This window comes from Streptomyces sp. NPDC005808 (assembly GCF_042871385.1).
Taxonomy (GTDB): domain Bacteria; phylum Actinomycetota; class Actinomycetes; order Streptomycetales; family Streptomycetaceae; genus Streptomyces.
In genome coordinates this window covers 102,246-122,281 of sequence record NZ_JBIAIK010000009.1, presented here as the reverse complement: position 1 = coordinate 122,281, position 20,036 = coordinate 102,246, and the positions used below count along the sequence as shown (strand labels likewise).

The 20,036-nt window shown below is 70.2% G+C and carries 17 protein-coding genes; 6 read left to right on the top strand and 11 right to left on the bottom strand.

Annotated elements, in window-relative coordinates:
- Positions 1-60: 60 nt before the first annotated feature.
- The 3 genes from ACFYPC_RS21235 to ACFYPC_RS21225 all read left to right on the top strand — a co-directional run bounded on the left by ACFYPC_RS21235 (position 61) and on the right by ACFYPC_RS21225 (position 2,379).
- On the top strand, positions 61-567 hold the full coding sequence (locus tag ACFYPC_RS21235; RefSeq protein WP_388678853.1) for a carboxymuconolactone decarboxylase family protein: 507 nt from the start codon (positions 61-63) through the stop codon (positions 565-567).
- Between the two features lie 116 nt (positions 568-683).
- The gene (locus tag ACFYPC_RS21230) at positions 684-1,607 is read left to right on the top strand and encodes a GNAT family N-acetyltransferase (RefSeq protein ID WP_388678345.1); all 924 of its coding nucleotides are present in this window, start codon (positions 684-686) and stop codon (positions 1,605-1,607) included.
- An 82-nt stretch (positions 1,608-1,689) separates the two neighbouring features.
- Positions 1,690-2,379 (top strand): siderophore-interacting protein, encoded by a 690-nt coding sequence (locus ACFYPC_RS21225; RefSeq protein ID WP_388678342.1) that lies wholly within the window; start codon positions 1,690-1,692, stop codon positions 2,377-2,379.
- Between the two features lie 163 nt (positions 2,380-2,542).
- Here the strand turns inward: ACFYPC_RS21225 and ACFYPC_RS21220 are convergent, their stop codons facing one another.
- From ACFYPC_RS21220 to ACFYPC_RS21205, 4 genes are all read right to left on the bottom strand, one after another.
- Positions 2,543-3,532, bottom strand: a complete 990-nt coding sequence (locus ACFYPC_RS21220) for a malate dehydrogenase (RefSeq protein WP_388678340.1) — start codon at positions 3,530-3,532, stop codon at positions 2,543-2,545.
- Between the two features lie 570 nt (positions 3,533-4,102).
- Positions 4,103-5,410 carry a DUF2690 domain-containing protein gene (locus tag ACFYPC_RS21215; RefSeq protein WP_388678337.1) on the bottom strand — a complete coding sequence of 436 codons (1,308 nt, stop codon included), beginning with the start codon at positions 5,408-5,410 and terminating at the stop codon, positions 4,103-4,105.
- A gap of 670 nt (positions 5,411-6,080) precedes the next feature.
- Positions 6,081-6,554 carry a DUF3017 domain-containing protein gene (locus ACFYPC_RS21210; protein ID WP_388678850.1) on the bottom strand — a complete coding sequence of 158 codons (474 nt, stop codon included), beginning with the start codon at positions 6,552-6,554 and terminating at the stop codon, positions 6,081-6,083.
- A 442-nt stretch (positions 6,555-6,996) separates the two neighbouring features.
- The gene (locus tag ACFYPC_RS21205; RefSeq protein ID WP_388678335.1) at positions 6,997-7,851 is read right to left on the bottom strand and encodes a bifunctional methylenetetrahydrofolate dehydrogenase/methenyltetrahydrofolate cyclohydrolase; all 855 of its coding nucleotides are present in this window, start codon (positions 7,849-7,851) and stop codon (positions 6,997-6,999) included.
- Positions 7,852-8,092: 241 nt separating this feature from the next.
- On the opposite strand from ACFYPC_RS21205, the gene ACFYPC_RS21200 reads away from it, so the two are divergent.
- Positions 8,093-8,674: an RDD family protein gene (locus ACFYPC_RS21200; protein WP_388678332.1), complete on the top strand. Its 582-nt coding sequence runs from the start codon at positions 8,093-8,095 to the stop codon at positions 8,672-8,674.
- Between the two features lie 289 nt (positions 8,675-8,963).
- Here ACFYPC_RS21200 and ACFYPC_RS21195 read toward each other — a convergent pair whose 3' ends face one another.
- The 3 genes from ACFYPC_RS21195 to purN all read right to left on the bottom strand — a co-directional run bounded on the left by ACFYPC_RS21195 (position 8,964) and on the right by purN (position 11,804).
- Positions 8,964-9,326: a hypothetical protein gene (locus ACFYPC_RS21195; RefSeq protein WP_388678329.1), complete on the bottom strand. Its 363-nt coding sequence runs from the start codon at positions 9,324-9,326 to the stop codon at positions 8,964-8,966.
- Between the two features lie 277 nt (positions 9,327-9,603).
- Positions 9,604-11,178 carry a bifunctional phosphoribosylaminoimidazolecarboxamide formyltransferase/IMP cyclohydrolase gene (gene purH / locus ACFYPC_RS21190; RefSeq protein WP_388678327.1) on the bottom strand — a complete coding sequence of 525 codons (1,575 nt, stop codon included), beginning with the start codon at positions 11,176-11,178 and terminating at the stop codon, positions 9,604-9,606.
- Entirely contained in the window at positions 11,175-11,804 is a 630-nt protein-coding gene (gene purN, locus ACFYPC_RS21185) for a phosphoribosylglycinamide formyltransferase (RefSeq protein WP_388678325.1), read from the bottom strand. Before purN ends, purH begins: the two co-directional genes overlap by 4 nt.
- 429 nt (positions 11,805-12,233) lie before the next feature.
- Between purN and ACFYPC_RS21180 the strand changes: the two genes are divergently transcribed.
- A complete protein-coding gene (locus ACFYPC_RS21180) occupies positions 12,234-13,163 on the top strand; it encodes a hypothetical protein (RefSeq protein WP_388678322.1) in 930 nt (309 codons plus the stop codon).
- 63 nt (positions 13,164-13,226) lie between these two features.
- Here the strand turns inward: ACFYPC_RS21180 and ACFYPC_RS21175 are convergent, their stop codons facing one another.
- Positions 13,227-13,565, bottom strand: a complete 339-nt coding sequence (locus tag ACFYPC_RS21175; RefSeq protein ID WP_388678320.1) for a helix-turn-helix domain-containing protein — start codon at positions 13,563-13,565, stop codon at positions 13,227-13,229.
- An 842-nt stretch (positions 13,566-14,407) separates the two neighbouring features.
- A complete protein-coding gene (locus tag ACFYPC_RS21170; RefSeq protein WP_388678317.1) occupies positions 14,408-16,183 on the bottom strand; it encodes a DUF6350 family protein in 1,776 nt (591 codons plus the stop codon).
- A gap of 108 nt (positions 16,184-16,291) precedes the next feature.
- On the opposite strand from ACFYPC_RS21170, the gene ACFYPC_RS21165 reads away from it, so the two are divergent.
- On the top strand, positions 16,292-17,632 hold the full coding sequence (locus ACFYPC_RS21165; RefSeq protein WP_388678847.1) for a helix-turn-helix domain-containing protein: 1,341 nt from the start codon (positions 16,292-16,294) through the stop codon (positions 17,630-17,632).
- A 90-nt stretch (positions 17,633-17,722) separates the two neighbouring features.
- On the opposite strand, the gene sucD is transcribed toward ACFYPC_RS21165, so the two are convergent.
- Both sucD and sucC read right to left on the bottom strand, forming a co-directional pair.
- Positions 17,723-18,607: a succinate--CoA ligase subunit alpha gene (gene sucD / locus ACFYPC_RS21160; protein WP_388678314.1), complete on the bottom strand. Its 885-nt coding sequence runs from the start codon at positions 18,605-18,607 to the stop codon at positions 17,723-17,725.
- A 21-nt stretch (positions 18,608-18,628) separates the two neighbouring features.
- Positions 18,629-19,807: an ADP-forming succinate--CoA ligase subunit beta gene (sucC, locus tag ACFYPC_RS21155; RefSeq protein ID WP_388678312.1), complete on the bottom strand. Its 1,179-nt coding sequence runs from the start codon at positions 19,805-19,807 to the stop codon at positions 18,629-18,631.
- Between the last annotated feature and the right edge of the window lie 229 nt (positions 19,808-20,036).

Genomic DNA, 20,036 nt, shown 5'->3' with positions numbered 1-20,036 from the left:
AAGACGCCGCAGGCCCAGACACCACAGACCGAGACGCCGCAGGCCCAGACACCGCGGACCATGTCGACGGGCGACAGCGGGACCACGGCGTACGCCTCCGAGCCCGCCCCCCGTCTCGCCTGGGCCGAGCTCGCCCCCGACGTCTACAAGGCCATGGTCCGGCTCGACATCGCGGCCCGGCAGGGCGTGGATCCCGTACTCCTGGAACTCGTGAAGATCCGCGCCTCGCAGCTCAACCACTGCGCGTTCTGTCTCGACATGCACACCAAGGACGCGCTCGCGGCCGGTGAGAGCGTCGAGCGGATCGTGCAGCTCAGCGCGTGGGAGGAGTCGCCGCACTTCTACACGGAGAAGGAACTCGCGGCGATCGAACTGACCGAGGCGGTGACCGTCCTGACGGACGGCTTCGTGCCGGATGCCGTGTACGAGCGTGCCGCCGAGCACTTCGAGGAGAGTGCGCTCGCTCAGCTGATCGCCTCGATCACGGTGATCAACGCGTGGAACCGCTTCGGAGTGGCGTGCCGACTCGTGCCGGGCAACTACAAGGCCGGGCAGCACAAGGCGTAGGCCAGCGGTGAGCCAGTCGTCAGCAGTCTCAGACCAATCGCAGTAGACATGCCAGGTGCCGTTGCCCCTCCGACTCCATGGACTCCTTCCACTTCTTTGACTAAAGTCAAAGAACTATGGAGCCAGTGAGGAAGGCCGAGCCGGTGTCGCCGGACGAGGTCGCCGCCTTTCGCCACTTCAACCGCTACTTCACCCGCCGCATCGGCGCACTCGACGACCACTACCTCGGCCAGGACCGTCCCCTCGGCGAGGCGCGTCTCCTCTTCGAGATCGGCGACGGCGTCTCGCTGCGAGAACTGCGCGGCCGGCTCGCCCTGGACGCGGGGTACCTGAGCCGCATGGCGAAGTCCCTGGAGGCGCAGGGTCTGGTCCGGCTGACCACACCGGCGCACGACACCCGCCTGCGCCTGGTCGAGTTGACCCCGGCGGGGCGCGTCGAGGTCAGGGAGCAGAACCGCCGCGCCGACGCACTCGCCGCCGGCCTCCTCACCACCCTCACCGCACCCCAACGCACCGAGCTGACAGGCGCATTGGCGACCACCCAACGCCTGCTCCGGCTGGCCGGCATCACGATCGCCCTGGTCGACGGCGGCACCGAGGACGCCCGAGCCTGCCTCGACGCCTACGCGGCCGATATCGACGCCCGCTTCCCGGAGGGATTCGACAGGACCGACCTCGTAAGGCCGGAGGAGGTCACCGGTGAAGCGGGCGCGTTCTTCGTCGCGTACGAGGAGGGGCGGCCGATGGGCTGCGGCGCGCTACGAACCCTGAAGCCGGGCACAGGCGAGATCCGGCACGTCTGGGTCCACCCCGACGCCCGCCGCCTGGGCCTGGCCCGCCGCATCCTGGCGGAGCTGGAACGGGCCGCCGTGGAGCACGACATCAGCGTCGTACGGCTGGACACGCACGCGGTGCTCACGGAGGCGCAGGCGATGTACCGGGGCTGCGGGTACACGGAGATCCCGGCCTACGTCGACCACGTCTACGCGGACCACTGGTTCGAGAAGCAGCTGGGACCCGTCCGGCCGGGCAGGCCCTGAGCGACGGCGGCCGACCACTCCGCCATCAACTCCTGTACGACCATCAACTCCCCTTGTTCACCGCCCCGTTGAGGAGGCACCCGTGCCCGCCCTGCTGAACCCCGTCCTCGACCTGCTGACGCTCCGCGGCACCGTCACCGAGGCCGGACCGATCACCGCCCGCATGCGCCGGCTCCGCATCGAGGGCGACGCCCTCTCCGGACTCGATGTGCACCCCGGACAGCAGGTACGCGTCCTGGTCGGCTCCGGACTGACCCGCCGCACGTACTCCGTGTGGCGCTACGCCCCCTCCGGCGCCGTCGAGTTGTGCGTGCTGGATCACGCGGAGGCGGGGCCCGGAGCACGCTGGGGTCACGAGGTCGAGGTCGGCGCGCAGGTCCGGCTGGGCAAGCCCGAGGGGTCGTTCATCCTCCGCCGCGACGCCGCCCATCACGTCTTCGTCGGCGAGGAGACGGCGTCCGTCGCCTTCGGTGCGATGCTGGCCGCCCTGCCCGAGGGAGCGCGCGTTGCCGGTTGCGTGGAGACGGAGACGGTGGAGGACCGGCTGCCGTTGCCGCACCCCGACCGCTTCAACTGGCTGACCAGAGGCGGGACTTCCCTCCCGGACGCGGTGCAACAGCTCGCCCCCGAGCCGGGCGGGATCGCCTACGTCGCCGGGGAGGCCCGTACCGTGCAGCGGGTACGGCAGGTGCTCGTACGGGAGTTGGGCTGGGACCGACGCTCTGTCCTCACCAAGCCGTTCTGGGCGCCGGGGAAGCGTGGGCTGGAGTAGGAACCCGCCTCCCGGACGCGGTTGTGCGTGACGTACCACGGGCCCCGCTCCGGCCGTAACCGGAGTCGGGCATGACATGGCACGGGCCCCGCTCCGGCCGTAACCGGAACGGGGCCCGTGCAAGCCCATGGCAGAGCCGTGCTGAACGGCCTGCGGGGTTGGCTCAGATGAGGCCGAGGGCGCGGACGGCCTCGCGCTCCTCCGCCAGTTCCTGGACCGACGCGTCGATGCGGGCGCGGGAGAACTCGTTGATGTCCAGGCCCTGGACGATCTCGTAGGCGCCGTCCTTCGTGGTGACCGGGAAGGAGGAGATGAGGCCCTCCGGGACGCCGTAGGAACCGTCCGAGGGGATGCCCATGGAGGTCCAGTCGCCGTCCGCCGTGCCGTTGACCCACGTGTACACGTGGTCGATGGCGGCGTTGGCGGCGGAGGCGGCCGACGAGGACCCGCGGGCCTCGATGATGGCGGCGCCGCGCTTGGCGACCGTCGGGATGAAGTCCTCGGCGAGCCACTTCTCGTCGCTGACGACCTCGGCGGCGTTCTTGCCGCCGACCGTGGCGTGGAAGATGTCGGGGTACTGGGTGGCCGAGTGGTTGCCCCAGATGGTCAGGCGCTTGATGTCGTTGACCGTCGAGCCCGTCTTCTTCGCGAGCTGCGTGAGCGCGCGGTTGTGGTCCAGGCGGGTCATCGCGGTGAAGCGCTCGGCCGGTACGTCCGGGGCGGCGGCCTGCGCGATGAGCGCGTTGGTGTTCGCCGGGTTGCCCACGACGAGGATCTTGATGTCGTCGGCGGCGTTGTCGTTGATGGCCTTGCCCTGCGGCTTGAAGATGCCGCCGTTGGCCTCGAGGAGGTCGGCGCGCTCCATGCCCTTGGTGCGGGGGCGGGCGCCGACGAGGAGACCGACGTTGGCGCCGGCGAAGGCGACGTTCGGGTCGTCCGTGATGTCGATCCCGGCGAGGAGCGGGAAGGCCGAGTCGTCGAGTTCCATCGCGGTGCCCTCGGCGGCCTTGAGCGCCGGGGTGATCTCCAGGAGGCGCAGCTTGACCGGCACGTCCGCGCCGAGCAGTTGGCCGGAGGCGATGCGGAAGAGGAGGGCGTAACCGATCTGGCCGGCCGCGCCGGTGACGGTGACGTTCACGGGAGTGCGGGTCATGGCGTTCTCCGTTGACAGCTGGCGGTGGGGCGTCCCTGCCCCGGGGTGCAGGAGCTCCCCTGCGTCCGCCGCTCTGATCGATCAGGGGTACCGGTGATCGGACTGTGACATCGGCACCGATGATCGATCTCTTGGCGTCAAGAGAGATCCGCCGTCAGGCTATCGCGCATCCGGAAGGCCGAGTATCCGGGTACGTGTGGCCCAGCCCACAGAACGCTGCGGGAAGGCGGTCGCCGGGCCCGGGAGAGTGGGCTCGGCGACCGCCGATGGGGTACCGGGGTGCGTCCAGGAGAGGTGTTTCCTCCCGAGCGGCACCGGATCCCGTGGGGGTACCGGTGCGTCTGCCCCGGATGGGGGCGGGCATTCCGGGTGGGGGAGTTTTCCCGTCCCCTCCACCCTGCCCTCCCCCGGTCTCGGCTTCGCTCGACCGGCCCACACCCCGCCCCCGTCGTCCCAGAGGGCCCCCATACCCCCCCTGTCGCGCCCGTCCAGCTCGTCCTCACACGCTGGACGAGCTGGACGGGCTGGACGAGCTGGACGGGATGGACGGGATGGACGGGCTGGACGGGCCTACTGCGTGCAGCCCGTCTCCCCCGACGCGAGCGTCGCGCACGCCTTCGCGTCGCCGGCGTCCTTCACGGCCACCATCGGCGTGTAGGCGTCGGTCTCCGCTTCGACCGAACCGGTCTGCTCGGCCTCGGCGCCCGTGCCGGCGGACACCACGACCGTGTCGCCCACGACCGCCTGGGTGATGCGGGCCCAGGCGGCGGAGCAGGTCTTGCTGTAGCGGACCTCGACGAGGGTCGTACCGACGGTGATGCTGGTGGCGGTCGTCGCCAGCTCACCGCCGCAGCCCATGTTCTCCGGGTCCGCGCCCGCGCAGTCCGCGCCGCTGCACTTCACGCCGGCCGGCAGGTCCGGAGCCGGAGCCGCGGAGCTCGTGGGTGCCTCGGGCGTGCTCTCGTCCTTCTTGTTGCCGTTGCTGGTCAGGAAGACGGCCGCGGCGACCACGACGAGCGCGCCGACGACCCCGGCGAGGAACATGGTGAGCCGCCGCTTGCGCCGCGCCCCGTCGGGCGAACCCGGGCCACCTCCGGAGGGCCGGGCGTCCCGAGGCGGACCGCCGGCAGGACCGGCAGGACCGGTAGACCCCGAAGGACCGGCAGACCCCACAGGACTGGCAGACCCCACAGCACTGGCCGGACCGGCCGGACCGGCCGGACCCGCGGGCCCGAACTGTCCGCCGGCACCGGACGACGGCGTGGCGACGACACCCCACCCGCCGCCCCGCCCGGCCCCGCCGGACGAGCCACCCCCGTACGAAGACGTCCCGTGCGGGGAAGCACCCTGCGACGACGCTCCGTACGACGAAGACCCGCGCGCGGAGCCCCCTCGGGACGAGTCCTCCGCATCCGCGGCCGACGGCTGCGGCGGGACCGTCGGCGAAACCCCCGCGGGCCCGGCGATCCCCGGTGTCGCGGTGGCGCTGCCGCCCTTGCGGGCCTGCCTGCTGTTGCTCACGTTCGCCGGAGGCGCGCCGAACTCGCCGAGCGCGGCGCGCGCCTGGGAGATCCGAATCGCTTCCATGGTCATGTCGTGGCGCATTTCCGAACGGCTCCAGGCGCGCTCGGCAAGCTCCCACATGGTGGTCAGGTGCATGGGACTGGTTCCGGTCACCTCGGCCAGAGCGACGATCGCGCCCTTGGGCGCGAGAAGCCGGCCGTTGAGGTAACGCTCCCAGGACGTCTTGCTGTAGCCGGTGCGGTCGGCCACGGCGGCGATGCTCAAACCGCTCCGGTCGACGAGCCGGCGCAACTGGCTGGCGAACTCTCTGACCTGCGGATCGAGTTCATCCGGCAAGGCCCTCCAACGAGGCATTGCTTCCCCCCCTGCTTCTTTCCCCCCGTACGTGGCTGGTTGTTTCCCCGTACGTCGATCGCTGTTCCCCCGTGCACGGCGCCCCTCCGCCGAGTCCCTGTTCTGACTACCCACAGGGATGTGTTCGGTAAGGATCTCAGTTCCCGGGATGGGGGCGCACGGGAGCGTTGGGGCGGAGACGTGCACCGTTGCACGCCCGTTGGTCTGCGGTCCAGTGTCCCATCGGCATTGTTGTACGACCGGTCGAATCCCTGGTTTCCGCACAGGACGTCCCGGACCGTCCCGATTGCCCACGTTATCCCGGGCGTTGGGTTGGATCAGGGTAAATCCTTGAACTTGTCAAGACATCGACACAACGGGAACACAGTTGCCACCTCAGCCGCCACGGGAGCGATCAGCTCACCCGAGGGTCACGAACTGCCGTGTACACAAGGGGAGTTGACGCGGCCGCGGCCGACCGGACGCAGCTTCCGTTGCATGGCGCGGACACCGTAGCGGAATAGTCACTTCCGTGCCACAGCGGGCTGACAGGTGTTGAGCAGTCTGTTCCCGTGCGCAAGTGTTGTCCCTGGGCGGAACACTCGCCCGGTCGCGGCCCGTCCTTTGCTCGGGGGAGAGGACGGGCCGCGGCCGTGACGCCGAGGCGGGGAGAACCCGGGGTCCGCTCCGCTCAGCGGACCGTGAAGTGCAGCGTGTCGTCCAGGAACGGGATCTCCAGCCACGGATGGGGCTGCGCCATCAGCGCGAGCAGCACGATGGCCACGCCGAGCACTCCGTACGTCACCAGGTCCGTGAAGCGGGAGCGGACAGCGAGCATGCCGACGTCGGGCAGGATCCAGCGCAGTGCCGCGCCCCCGAGGAGCGCGACACCGATCAGGAGCGTGCCGTAGCGGAACACGTCGAAGGCCGTCAGCAGCAGGCCGAGCGCGACCAGCGAGAGCACCAGGAGGATCGGCCACTGACGCGCGGGCGCCGGGGCATCCCGGGGCGCCGCCCGGCCGCCGCCCTCGGGCCGCGCGGTGTCCCGTGTGAACAGCGGAAAGCGTCGTGTGGTGCGCCGGGGGTTTCCCTCGGCATCGGGCGCGCTCACCGGGTCGACCGCGACCGGCTCGCCACCGTCGCCGAAGCCGTCGCCGAAGCCGATGCCGTCGCCGTCGCTGAAGCCGTCGCCGATGCCGTCGCTTGACGAGTCCGGCCCACCGGGCGCCGCGCTCTCCTTGTCCGCCGCCGACCGACCGTTGGCACCAGGGGTGTCCCGTACGGCCGGTTCGGCGCCGTTGCCCGACACATCCCGCACGACCGGCTCAGCGCCGTTGCTCAGCCCCTTCTGCACCGCGTCCGACCTGCCGGACTTCTCACCGGTCTTCCCGATGACCTTCTCGCCGGTCTTCCTGATGGCCTTCTCGCCGGTCGTCTCGCTTGCCTTGGTGACGGTCTTCTCGTCGGTCTTCTCGTCGGTCTTCTCGCTTGCCTTGGTGACGGTCTTCTCGTCGGTCTGCTCGCTTGCCTTGGCGACGGTCTTCTCGCCGGACCGCACGCCGGACTTCTCACCGGTCTGCTCGTCCGTCCGCCCGGAGTTGGCGCCCTCAGCCGACACTGCGCTCCGCCGCTTCCACCACGTTGACGAGCAGCTGGGCGCGGGTCATCGGGCCGACGCCGCCGGGGTTCGGGGAGATCCAGGCGGCGACCTCGGCAACACCAGGGTGGACATCGCCGACGATCTTGCCGTCGGAGCCGCGGGAGACGCCGACGTCGAGGACGGCCGCGCCGGGCTTCACGTCCTCGGGCCGGACGAGGTGCGCGGAGCCGGCGGCGGCGACGATGATGTCGGCGCGCCTGAGGTGGGAGGCGAGGTCACGGGTGCCGGTGTGGCACTGGGTGACCGTCGCGTTCTCGCTGCGCCGCGTGAGCAGGAGCGGCATCGGGCGCCCGATGGTCACGCCACGGCCGACGACCACGACCTCGGCGCCCTTGATCTCCACTCCGTACTGGCGGAGGAGGGTGAGGACACCGTTGGGGGTACAGGGCAGCGGGGCCGGCTCGTTCAGCACCAGCCGGCCGAGGTTCATCGGGTGCAGGCCGTCCGCGTCCTTGTCCGGGTCCATCAGCTCCAGGATGCGGTTCTCGTCGATGCCCTTGGGGAGCGGCAGTTGGACGATGTACCCCGTGCAGGCGGGGTCCTCGTTCAGCTCCCGCACCACCGCCTCGATCTCCTCCTGGGTGGCGGTGGCGGGCAGTTGGCGCTGGATGGAGGCGATGCCCACCTGTGCGCAGTCGCGGTGCTTGCCGGCGACGTACTTCTGGCTGCCGGGGTCGTCGCCGACCAGGACGGTCCCCAGGCCGGGCGTGACGCCCTTCTCCTTCAGGGCCGCCACGCGGACGGTCAGGTCGGACTTGATCGCGGCTGCGGTGGCCTTGCCATCGAGAATCTGGGCGGTCATGACCCCATCCTCCCGGATGACCGTGTCCTGGTTCCAATCGGGCGGAGCGGGACCGGCCGGAAAGATCACGAAGATTGCAGCTGCACAACATATGCGCTCATCGGCTGGACAAGAACTGGCCTGTCACAGAACGATATGCGGTGCACCACCGCGGTCCGTGTTGGGGGGCATACCGCTCATATCGTGACGTTCCTCCATGCCATCCGCGCCGTCCCCGCCTTTTGCCTGGAGGAAATTCGCCATGAGTTACGGCTCACCCAACCCCTACGGACAGCCGCAGGACCCGCAGCAGGGCCAGCCCGGTTACGGCTACCCGCAGCAGACACCCCCCGGCGTCCCGCCGCAGCAGGGTTACGGATACCCGCAGCAGCCGGGTTACCCGCAGGGCGGACAGCCCGGTTACGGCTACCCCCAGCAGCCGGGCTACGGTGCCCAGCCGCCGTACGCGAACTGGGGCCAGCGCTTCCTCGGCACCCTGGTCGACATGCTCGTGTTCGCCGTCCCCTACATCCTGATCATCGTCGGTAGGGACACCCCGGCGCTGATGCTGATCGGCTACCTCGCCGTCATCGGCATCGCGATCTGGCAGCTCATCCAGGAGGGCCGCACCGGCCAGACCGTCGGCAAGAAGGCGCTCGGCATCCGCCTGGTGCGCGAGATCGACGGCCAGCCGCTCGGCGTCGGCATGGCGTTCGTCCGCCGGCTCGCCCACTTCCTCGACAGCCTGGCCTGCTACCTGGGCTGGCTGTGGCCGGCGTGGGACGCCAAGAAGCAGACGTTCGCCGACAAGGTCTGCTCGTCGATCGTGATCCGCACGCAGTAACGCGTGATTCGCAGGCAGTAACGCGTGATCCGCAGGCAGCGACGAACGCGTCCGCGCGGGCGCCGGCGCTCCGGAACACTGCGGCACCACTGAACCGTTCGCTCCAAGCGCTTCACGCGCCTCAAGCGCTCCAAGGGCCGTGTCTCACCGTGCACAAGGGAGACACGGCCCTGGTGTGTCGTCCTACCCTGTCTCCGGCAGATGCCGGGCCCGGGGAGAACAGGGAGGGCCGGAGATCCAGGTCAAGGCCTCACTGGGCGCCCCGTCCAAGCGGGATCCGGCTCCGGACTCACGACGGACACATGCCGCTGAACGAGGGGGTCACCAACCTCACCTGGTTGGTACCGCTGTGGGTCTGGCCGGGTGACAGCCCATGGCTCAGGTCACCGCTCACGCAGTACGGCAGGGCCGTGTTGTTCGTGACCTCCGCGACCGTCAGCGCGGGATCGTACTTGGCGCTGTCCCCCTCCTTCACCAGGACCGGCACCCCGCTCCCGAGGAGGGGCAGGAGGCACACGTACCCCTTCGCGCAGTACACCGCCGCCGCGTCCTCGGCGGCGGAGGCCGTTCCCAGGGCCGTCGTACCGAGCGAGACGGCCACCGTCGCACTGACGGCGGCAAGACGACGGATCCCGCTGAGTCTGCTCCGCATGACTGAACCTCCAAGGGCCGGGCCAGGATGGGTCGGCCCCTGACACTTCCAGCGGAACGACGGGTTCTGCACTCTGGAATCCGCCATTCCGCCGCGCGTTGGTATCCGCCATTCCGCCACGCGTTGGTATCCGCGGTTCCGCCGCGCGTTGGTATCCGCGATTCCGCCGCGCGTTCCGGCACACGACGCCGTCAAGTGGCCGTGACGACAGCTGCTGCAAAGGCAGGCCGCACCCACGGTGGGGGTGCGGCCTGCCGTTGGCGTGCGTCGGGCGAACTCAGTGGAAGAAGTGCCGCGTGCCGGTGAAGTACATCGTGATACCGGCCTTTTTCGCGGCCTCGACGACCAGCTCGTCACGGACGGAGCCGCCCGGCTGGACAATCGCCTTCACACCGGCGGCGCTCAGGACGTCGATGTTGTCCGGGAACGGGAAGAAGGCATCCGACGCTGCGAAGGAACCCCGTGCCCGCTCGGCGCCCGCCCGCTCGACGGCCAGTTTGCAGGAGTCGACACGGTTGACCTGGCCCATGCCGACGCCGACCGAGGCGCCGTCCTTGGCGAGCAGGATGGCGTTGGACTTGACCGCCCGGCAGGCCTTCCAGGCGAAGCCCAGTTCGGCCAGTTCGGCGTCACCGAGCGCTTCGCCGGTCGCCAGGGTCCAGTTCGCCGGATCGTCGCCGTCCGCCTGGAGACGGTCGGTGACCTGGAGCAGCGCGCCGCCGTCGACGGGCTTGACCTCGACCGGGTTGGACGGGCCGCCGAGGGCCTTGAGCACCCGGATGTTCTTCTTCTTGGCCAGCGCCTCGAGCGCGCCGTCCTCGTAGTCGGGCGCGACGATGACCTCGGTGAAGATCTCCGCGACCTGCTCCGCCAGCTCCTTGCTGACCGGCCGGTTGACGGCGATCACCCCGCCGAACGCGGACAGCGGGTCACACGCGTGCGCCTTGCGATGCGCCTCGGCGACGTCCGAACCGACCGCGATCCCACAGGGGTTGGCGTGCTTGATGATCGCGACACAGGGCTCGGCGTGGTCGTACGCCGCACGGCGCGCGGCATCCGTGTCGGTGAAGTTGTTGTACGACATCTCCTTGCCGTGCAGTTGCTCGGCCTCGGCGAGACCGCCCGTGCCGTCGACGTAGAGGGCCGCGCCCTGGTGCGGGTTCTCGCCGTAGCGCAGGGTGTTCTTGCGCTCGTATGTACGACCGAGGAAGTCGGGGAAGCCGCTGTCGTCGACGGCGGCATAGTCGTCGGCGAACCAGGAGGCGACGGCCACGTCGTACGCGGCCGTGTGCTGGAAGGCTTCGGCCGCGAGCCGCTTGCGGGTGGTGAGATCGAAGCCGCCGTTCTTCACCGCGCCGAGGACGTCCCCGTACCGCGCCGGGCTGGTCACGACGGCCACGGACGGATGGTTCTTGGCGGCGGCGCGGACCATCGAAGGACCGCCGATGTCGATCTGCTCGACGCACTCGTCGGGCGTCGCGCCGGAGGCGACGGTCTCGCGGAACGGGTAGAGGTTGACGACGACGAGATCGAACGGCTCGACACCGAGCTCTTCCAGCTGGCGCCGGTGATCGGGGAGGCGCAGGTCGGCGAGGATGCCCGCGTGGACCTTCGGGTGCAGGGTCTTGACGCGGCCGTCCAGGCACTCGGGGAAGCCGGTCAGCTCCTCGACCTTGGTGACGGGAACACCCGCGGCGGCGATCTTCGACGCGGTCGAGCCGGTGGAGACGAGCTCGACACCGGCCTCGTGCAGCCCGCGCGCCAGGTCTTCGAGGCCGGTCTTGTCGTACACGCTCACGAGCGCGCGTCGGATGGCCCGCTTGTTGCTCTCGGCGGTGGCGGTGGCGGTCACTGGATAACTACCTTTCGTCCCTCAATGCGATAGCCGTTGCGGGCGAGCCGCCCCACGACATCGACGAGCAGGCTTCGCTCGACTTCCTTGATGCGCTCGTGCAGAGCGCTCTCGTCGTCCTCGTCCCGGATCTCGACCACGCCCTGAGCGATGATCGGGCCGGTGTCGACGCCGTCGTCGACGAAGTGGACGGTGCATCCGGTGACCCTCGCGCCGTACGCGAGCGCGTCGCGCACACCATGGGCACCGGGAAAACTAGGCAGCAGGGCCGGGTGCGTGTTGACGAACCGCCCGCCGAACCGGGCGAGGAATTCCTTCCCCACGATTTTCATGAACCCGGCGGAGACGACGAGGTCGGGCTCGTGGGCGGCAGTCGCCTCGGCGAGCGCCGCGTCCCACTCCTCCCGGGTGCCGTAATCCTTGACGCGGCACACGAAGGTCGGCAGCCCGGCCCGCTCTGCTCGCGCGAGCCCCTCGATACCGTCCCGGTCGGCGCCGACGGCCACGATCTCGGCCCCGTACGCCGCCGGCCCCGCCTCCGCGATGGCGTCGAGCAGTGCCTGCAGATTCGTACCTGATCCGGAGACCAGCACAACAAGGCGCTTGGCCACGGGCTTGGCGGCCACGGTGGGGCCCTTTCTCGGGGGAGCGTTTGCGCGGCCGGCTCGTTCGGGCTTGTTTCATGCGTTCACACGCACACATCCACGCTTGTACATTCGTACGAATGCATCGCGCCCCGGGATACGGGGAAGTCTACGAAGCGGCCGACCGTCAGCAACGATACCGGCACACCGGGCGGCCCCCACGGGACGGGGGCGTGGCCGGAAGGTAGCGTCTGGGGAGGATCCACCTGGACCCACCGTCCGGCGCGGGGAACGCCTTGCGCACGTGGGGCGTTGATCTGGGATGGGTACGTGTAGGTCCAGGGCGGTTGTCCCGGGCACACGTGCTTGGGGCGCCGGCCCTGCTGTTACGAAGTCCCGGGGCCCCGGTCCCAGGCACTTGCGCACGGGGCACGAGCCCGCCAGAACCACCAAGGGGAAGACGCACACCTGATGCCGGACCGCAGTCTCCGACTCCCTCCGCTCCTGCTGCGCGAGCGGCGCCCTTCGCCTGTGCCGCCGCGGGAAGGCGGGGGCACGCCCGACTCCGTCCCTGCGGGTGAACAGGGCTCGGCCGACGGGAGCGGGGCCTCGGGCGAGCGAGGCCCGGACACGCCTCCCGCGGGCTCACCGTCGGTGGGCCCGGCCTCCCCGGGCTCGAACTCCTCCGGTGCGGACTCCTCCGGTGCGGACTCCTCCGGTGCGGACGACAATCCGTTCGCCCCGCCCCCGGAGGGGACGCCCGACCGGCCTTGGCAGCCACGGCGGCCCGCGAACGGGCAGGGTTCGGAGGATTCGGGCGAGCACGGTGAGTCCGACGGGTCCGCCGGACAGTCCCGGTGGGGCAGCCAGTGGAGCGACCGGCAGCCCGGCCCCTCCAGCGGCGGCGGTTTCGGCGACCGCCCCGGTACACCGCAGGGGCAGGGCCAAGGCCAGGATCAAGGCAAGGGCGGTCCGGAAGGGCCCGGCACCGGTACGCGCTGGGACCCGACGGACCCGGCCCAGCGCCGCGCACGGTACGCGCTGCTTTCCGGCATGTGGGCGTTCTTCTTCGCCCTCTTCAACTGGCCGTACGTCGCCCTGCTGCTCGGCGCCCTCGCCCTCTACTGGGGCAGCAGCGCCCTGCGGGCCAAGCCCCGCAACGCCGACCCGGACAGTCCGGCGCCCGACCCGGCGAACGCCCGCCCTCAGAAGTCCGCCGCGGTAAGTGGCCTGGTCACGGCGTCCCTGGCCATCGCCATGGTCGCCGCCGGTTTCGCCGCCCAGCTCGTCTACAGCGACTACTACACCTGCACCAACGACGCCCTCACCAACGTCGCAAAGCAGTCCTGCAACGACCTTCTGCCGAAGAATCTGCAAGGAATCCTGGGGACGCAGGGGTAGGCCCCCGGTAGCGGCCGGGGGCAGAGGGGGTAGCGGCCGGGCGGCGGACGGTGCTCGTTTTCTTCAGGCGGCAGCCGTTGGGGTCGCCGATTCGGCTGCGCGGCGGTATTCGGCGTTGATGCGCTGGGCCTCCTCGAGCTGGTCTTCGAGGATGACGATGCGACAGGCGGCCTCGATCGGGGTGCCCTGATCGACGAGCTCACGGGCGCGGGCGGCGACGCGCAGTTGGTAGCGGGAGTAGCGGCGGTGTCCACCCTCGGAGCGCAGCGGGGTGATCAGGCGGGCTTCGCCGATGGCGCGCAGGAAGCTCTGGGTGGTGCCGAGCATCTCGGCGGCCCGGCCCATCGTGTAGGCGGGGTAGTCGTCGTCATCGAGCCGGTTGAACGAGTCGTCTGCTGTCATCGCACCTCTCTGTGAAACGCCTGGAGGGGCCCTGGTGCCATATGACACCAGGGCCCCGAAGGAACTGCTACACCATCTGCCGGCCCTGGTACTGCGCCGGCCTTCTGTTTCCGCACCAGCCCACCGAGGGTGGGGGCGCGTTCAGGGATCGCGGTTGCTCGACCGGAGACCACCTCACTATCGATGTCCTGCGGTACCCGGGCTCTGCGTTTTTCCCGGGCGATCCTGATGGCGCGGGCTCCTCCGTTCTTCCCTCTTGATCAACTACTTACCAACGGGACCTGCGTACTGCTGGTACTGCGACCTGCACTTACGGGTACTGACTTACGGGTACTGCACTGGTGCTGACTTACGGTCCTGCTCGCGGCGGCCCCTGATCACTGCGGGCCACCCGGTCCGGTCGTCAGCCCCGTCGCCATCCTGCGACAACCCTGGCTTCGGAACTCCACCACCGCACCGTCCTGCGTACTGCAACTGCGTACTGCAACTGCGTACTGCTGCCCGGCAGTTCGTGTCTGCCGGGCCCTGCTCGATCTCGGCTACGAGAGAAACCATAACCACACCACCACCCAATGTCTACTCCGGCCGACACAGATTTCCGTGAGCGCGACAGAGAGGTAATCCGGCCCTGGCGGGCGAGGAGAGCGGGGCGGGGCATGGGGCGGGTGGGCGGGACCGGGCATCCGCCGGCGGGAGACCAGAGTGAGGTGGAGACCGGAGTGAAGCGGAGACCGGAGTGAAGCGGAGACCGGAGTGAAGCGGAGACCAGAGTGAAGTGGATGTGCCCGTTGTGCGTCGGGGCGACGACCAAAGGCACGGGCGGAGGGCGAGAAGCCCCGCCCTCATTCCGATTCTTCCGGCTCTTCCGGCTCCCTCGGATCCCCCGGCCCTCCTGAATCCCCCCGCTCCCCCGGCTCTTCCGGCTCCCCCGACTCCGCAGGAGCGGACGCCTCCTTGAGCGCCGCCCAGCGGGCCTCGCGGGCCACATCCTCATGCCACGGGGACCCCACGCTGTCGGACGGCAAGAGGTCATAAAGCTCGTCAAACCCCGAACTCAGCCCCAGCCCCAGCCCCTGCCCCTGCCCCTGCTTCAACCCGAACCCCTGCCCCTTGACCTGGACGGGCGGCGAGCCCTCGGCCTGGTCCGGCACCTGCCCCACAGATTCCCCCGCCCCCCGGTCACCACCGCCCCGCTCGCCACCGCCCCGCTCAGCCCGGGAAACCCACGCCGGCAGCCACGCCCCCGACACCCGCACCCGCGGCAGCCGCCACACCCGAACCCGCCAACCCCGCACCCCCACGACCACAGGAACCCCCACCCCAGCCACCCACAGCACCACCGCAGCCCCCACCTGCCACCACACCGGCCCGAAATGGGCCAGCCGCGCAACCCCGAGCGCCCCCCCGGCCATCCCTGCCAGCAGCGCGAACACACATCCGCACAACCCAGCCGCGACCAGCACACCGCCAACGGTCCGCCCCCGGGACCACACCACCGCACTCCCGGCACCGGCACCGGCACTGGCACTGGCACTGGCACCGACCCCTCCCCCCGGCACCGCCGACGCCACCACGAACCACGCGACCGTCACTCCCGCGGCCACCGGCACCACCCCGCTCGCCCAGTTCAACGGCGTTCCAGCCCCCGGCACCGCGGCCAACAGCGGAAAGGCAGGCAGCAGCGGACCGGGTGCCGCCGCGGACAACGGCCCCGCCACCTGCCCAGCCCCCAGCACGACCCCGGGACCGAGCCCGTAGGACGCCCCCCACACCGCGGCGTTCGGCATGAGCGCCACGCACAGCAGCAGTACGGCGAAGCGCCCCGACCACACCTCGGTGAGCTGAAGGAAGGAACCGCGGGCCGCACCCCCGTGCCACACCAACGACACGGCCACGAGCAACGCCCCTCCCCCGACCAGCACCGCCACCCCGGCTCCGGCTGCCCGCGCCACGCCTCCGAGGAAGCGACGAGCGTCCGGCGCGAACACATGGGTGTCGACGTGGCGGCGTACGCCCATAGGCAGGGCGTCAAGAACCCGGCGGGCCCACGCGGGGAGGGGCTCACGCGGATGCCCGTTCGCCGTCCACACCCCCGCCCCCGCCGCGACGGTGGCAAGCAGCGGCAGGCATACGGCGGTCCACGCCCAGGAGGGCCGCAACTCCCCGCCCGAGGCGTACAGCGCGGCGGCCCCACCGACAGACAGATAGCCGACGACGACACCCGCCCACGCCGCATGGGGCGCTGCTTCTGACTCGTCATCAGCCGCGTCGCGCCCCGCCCGGTGCAGCAGCCACACCGGCAGCACGACGAGGAGCAGCGGTGTGACACCCACCGGCATGGGCGCTCCGGAAAGGGTGTCGGTGCGGACGAGTTCGACGCCGTGGGCCAGCAGCCAGAGGGCCGCGGCCACGTGCAGCGCGCCGCCCGGTCCACTGTCGGGGTACGGGGAGCTGATCCACAGCACGATGACGAGGACTGCGAACGAGCCGAGTCCGAGCCCCGCAGCAAGGACGCCACCCAGGAGGCTGGCGGCCAGTCCGGGGGATCGGTCGCGCATCCGGGTGAGCAAGGGCGGCAACGGGAGCCTGCGGTCGGTCATTTGGGTCACGCCCGCCATGCTCCCAACGACACGCACTTTCTCGTCGTAACAGGCGAACCCCGGATGTGTCGCTCAATATACGGTTATGTACTTTTTCGTACGAAGGGGCGCGCTGTGGAGTCCGAACTGACACAGAGCCCTGCGCCCCCGCTGCCGTCCCCCAAGGAACGCCGCCGCCTGCGCGAGGCCAAGTCGCTGAGTCAGGCCGAGGTTGCGGCCAGATTGGGCGTCACCCGCGAGACGGTGCGCTCGTGGGAGAACGGCCGTACGACGCCACGGGGCCGCAAACGGGGAGCGTACGTGAAACTGCTGACCGCGCCGGATCCGGCGACCCCCGCCGACGTCGAAGACGAGACCGAGACCGAGACCGAGACCGAGAGGGCGGCCGGGGCCGAGACCGAGGTGACCAGCCGTCAGGAAGCGGTCACTGAAGCCGAAGTCGAACCAGAAGTCGAACCCGAGGTCGTGGCGGAGGTCGAGGCCGCGATCGAGGCCGCCGTCGAGATCGAGGTCGTGGCCGAGGTCGAGGCCGAGGCCGAGGCTGAGGCTGAGGCTGAGGCTGAGGCCGAGCGTGGGGGAGAACCCGAAGCCGCAGGCGAACCCCAGCGCGGGGGTGAAGTGGCGAGCGAGAACGAGGGGGAACCCGACCCCACGGCTCCCCCGCCCCCTGCCCTGACACCCCCTCAGGCCTTCGACGCCCTCTACGCGTTCTGCACCCCCGCCCTCGTACGGCAGGCCTACCTGCTCACCGGTCGGCGCGAGCTCGCGCGTGAGTCCGTGGAACGGGCCTTCCAACTGGCCTGGCACCGCTGGCCCGAGGTGGCCGTGGACCGGGATCCGGCCGGATGGGTGCGGGCGACGGCGTACGAGTACGCGCTCTCCCCCTGGCACCGGCTGCGCCCCCGGCATCGGCATCCGGAGGCGCCGCCCGCCGATCCGGCGGACCGCGCGCTGCTCGACGTATTCCTGGAACTGCCGCCGGTGTACCGGCGCACGCTCCTGCTGTACGACGGGATCGGCCTCGACCTGCCGGACACCGCGGCCGAGACGGAGGCGAGTACGCCCGCGGCGGCCAATCGGCTGCTGCACGCACGTGAGGCCGTCGCCGCGCGGCTGCCGGAGCTGGCCGCACCCGACGTACTGCACCGGCGGCTGACCACGCTCGCCGCCACCGAGCGGCTGCGCGCGGCGAAACCGCGCTCCGTCCGCTACGGCAGCGAACACCGTGCCCGCACCTGGACCCGCGCCGCCATCGCCTTCACGGTCCTGCTCATCGGCGCCACCTCGCTGACCCTGCGCACGGCCCCGGACCACTACGAACCTCCCATGGCTCCCGGCGCGACAGTCCGCGGTCTGCCGCCCCGCGCCGCCCCGGGCCCGCTCTCCGACGAGCAGCTGGAACTGCACGCCTTCCTCAAGTCACAGACGGTGAGCGGCCCGGAGAGGCTGGTGCCGGAAGCCCGCTGAGCGCGGGACGCTGGAGACCCCTGAACGCACGGAAGGGCCCGCATCCCGGTGAGGGGTGCGGGCCCTTCCGTGCATTCGAGACCGAGGAACTCAGCCCTGCAGGATCTCGCGGGCCAGCTTCGCCGTCTCGGTCGGCGTCTTGCCGACCTTGACGCCGGCGGCCTCGAGGGCCTCCTTCTTCGCGGCGGCCGTGCCGGAGGAGCCGGAGACGATGGCGCCGGCGTGGCCCATGGTCTTGCCCTCGGGCGCGGTGAAGCCCGCGACGTAACCGACGACCGGCTTCGTCACGTTCTTCGCGATGTAGTCCGCGGCACGCTCCTCGGCGTCGCCGCCGATCTCACCGATCATCACGATCAGGTCGGTGTCGGGGTCGGCCTCGAAGGCCGCCAGCGCGTCGATGTGCGTGGTGCCGATGACCGGGTCGCCACCGATGCCGACGGCGGAGGAGAAGCCGATGTCACGGAGCTCGTACATCATCTGGTACGTCAGCGTGCCGGACTTCGAGACCAGGCCGATGCGGCCCGGCTTCGTGATGTCGCCCGGGATGATGCCGGCGTTCGACTGGCCCGGGGTGATGAGACCGGGGCAGTTCGGGCCGATGATGCGGGTCTTGTTGCCCTTCGACTTCGCGTACGCCCAGAAGGCGGCGGAGTCGTGGACGGCGATGCCCTCGGTGATGACGACCGCGAGGGGGATCTCGGCGTCGATGGCCTCGACGACGGCGGCCTTGGCGAAGGCCGGCGGTACGAAGAGGACGGATACGTTCGCGCCCGTCTTCTCGATCGCCTCGGCGACCGTGCCGAAGACCGGGATCTCGGTACCGTCGATGTCGACCGACGTGCCCGCCTTGCGCGGGTTGACGCCGCCGACGATGTTCGTGCCGTCGGCCAGCATGAGCTTGGTGTGCTTCATGCCCGTGGCGCCGGTCATGCCCTGGACGATGACCTTGCTGTCCTTGTTGAGGAAGATAGCCATGGCGGTTGTTTCCCTCGTCCCTTACTTCGCAGCCGCGAGCTCGGCGGCCTTGTCGGCCGCGCCGTCCATGGTGTCCACGCGCTGCACCAGCGGGTGGTTGGCGTCCGACAGGATCTTGCGACCCAGCTCGGCGTTGTTGCCGTCGAGGCGCACGACGAGGGGCTTGGTGACTTCCTCGCCCTTGTCCTTGAGCAGCTGGAGAGCCTGGACGATGCCGTTGGCGACCTCGTCACAGGCGGTGATGCCACCGAAGACGTTGACGAAGACGGACTTGACGTCCGGGTCGCCGAGGATGATCTCCAGGCCGTTCGCCATGACCGCGGCGGAGGCGCCGCCGCCGATGTCGAGGAAGTTGGCGGGCTTGACCCCACCGTGCGCCTCACCGGCGTACGCGACGACGTCAAGGGTCGACATGACCAGACCCGCGCCGTTGCCGATGATGCCGACCTCGCCGTCGAGCTTGACGTAGTTGAGGTTCTTCTCCTTGGCGGCGGCCTCGAGCGGGTTGGCCGAGTCCTTGTCCTCGAGCGCGGCGTGGTCCGGCTGGCGGAACTCCGCGTTCTCGTCCAGGGACACCTTGCCGTCGAGGGCGATGACCTTGCCGGAGGCGACCTTGGCCAGCGGGTTGACCTCGACCAGGAGGGCGTCCTCCTTGATGAAGGTGTCCCACAGGGTCACGAGGATCTCGGCGACCTGCTCCGCGACCTCGGCCGGGAACTTCGCCTGGGCGACGATCTCGCGGGCCTTCTCGATGCTGACGCCTTCGTTGGCGTCGACCGGGACCTTCGCGAGGGCCTCGGGGTTCTCCTCCGCGACGACCTCGATCTCCACGCCGCCCTGGACGGACGCCATGGCGAGGAAGGTGCGGTTGGTGCGGTCGAGGAGGTACGAGACGTAGTACTCCTCGACGATCTCGGGCGCGGTCTCGGCGATCATCACCTTGTGGACCGTGTGGCCCTTGATGTCCATGCCGAGGATGTCCGTCGCACGGGCGACGGCCTCGTCCGGGGTGGCGGCGAGCTTGACGCCGCCGGCCTTGCCTCGGCCACCGACCTTCACCTGCGCCTTGATGACGGACTTGCCGCCAAGACGCTCCGTCGCCTCGCGGGCTGCCTCAGGCGTGTCGATGACTTCACCGGCCAGCACCGGTACACCGTGCTTGGCGAAGAGGTCCCTCGCCTGGTACTCGAACAGGTCCACGCGCGTCCGTCCCTATCAGTGATCTCGCCGCTCTGCGGTCTGCTGTCTCCGTGGGCGTGCCGCGAAGGGCAACGTGACGTCCGCTGTCACAAGGGTGGCGCACACGGTGTCCGAGCGCGCGGCATGTCCGTCTCGCAGGTTATCGCCGCCGGACGCGGGTCCCTAAATCGCAGGTCGCACCTGAGCGGTGATACCTGTCACAGAGCGGGCCCGGGCAGGGCCTCACCGG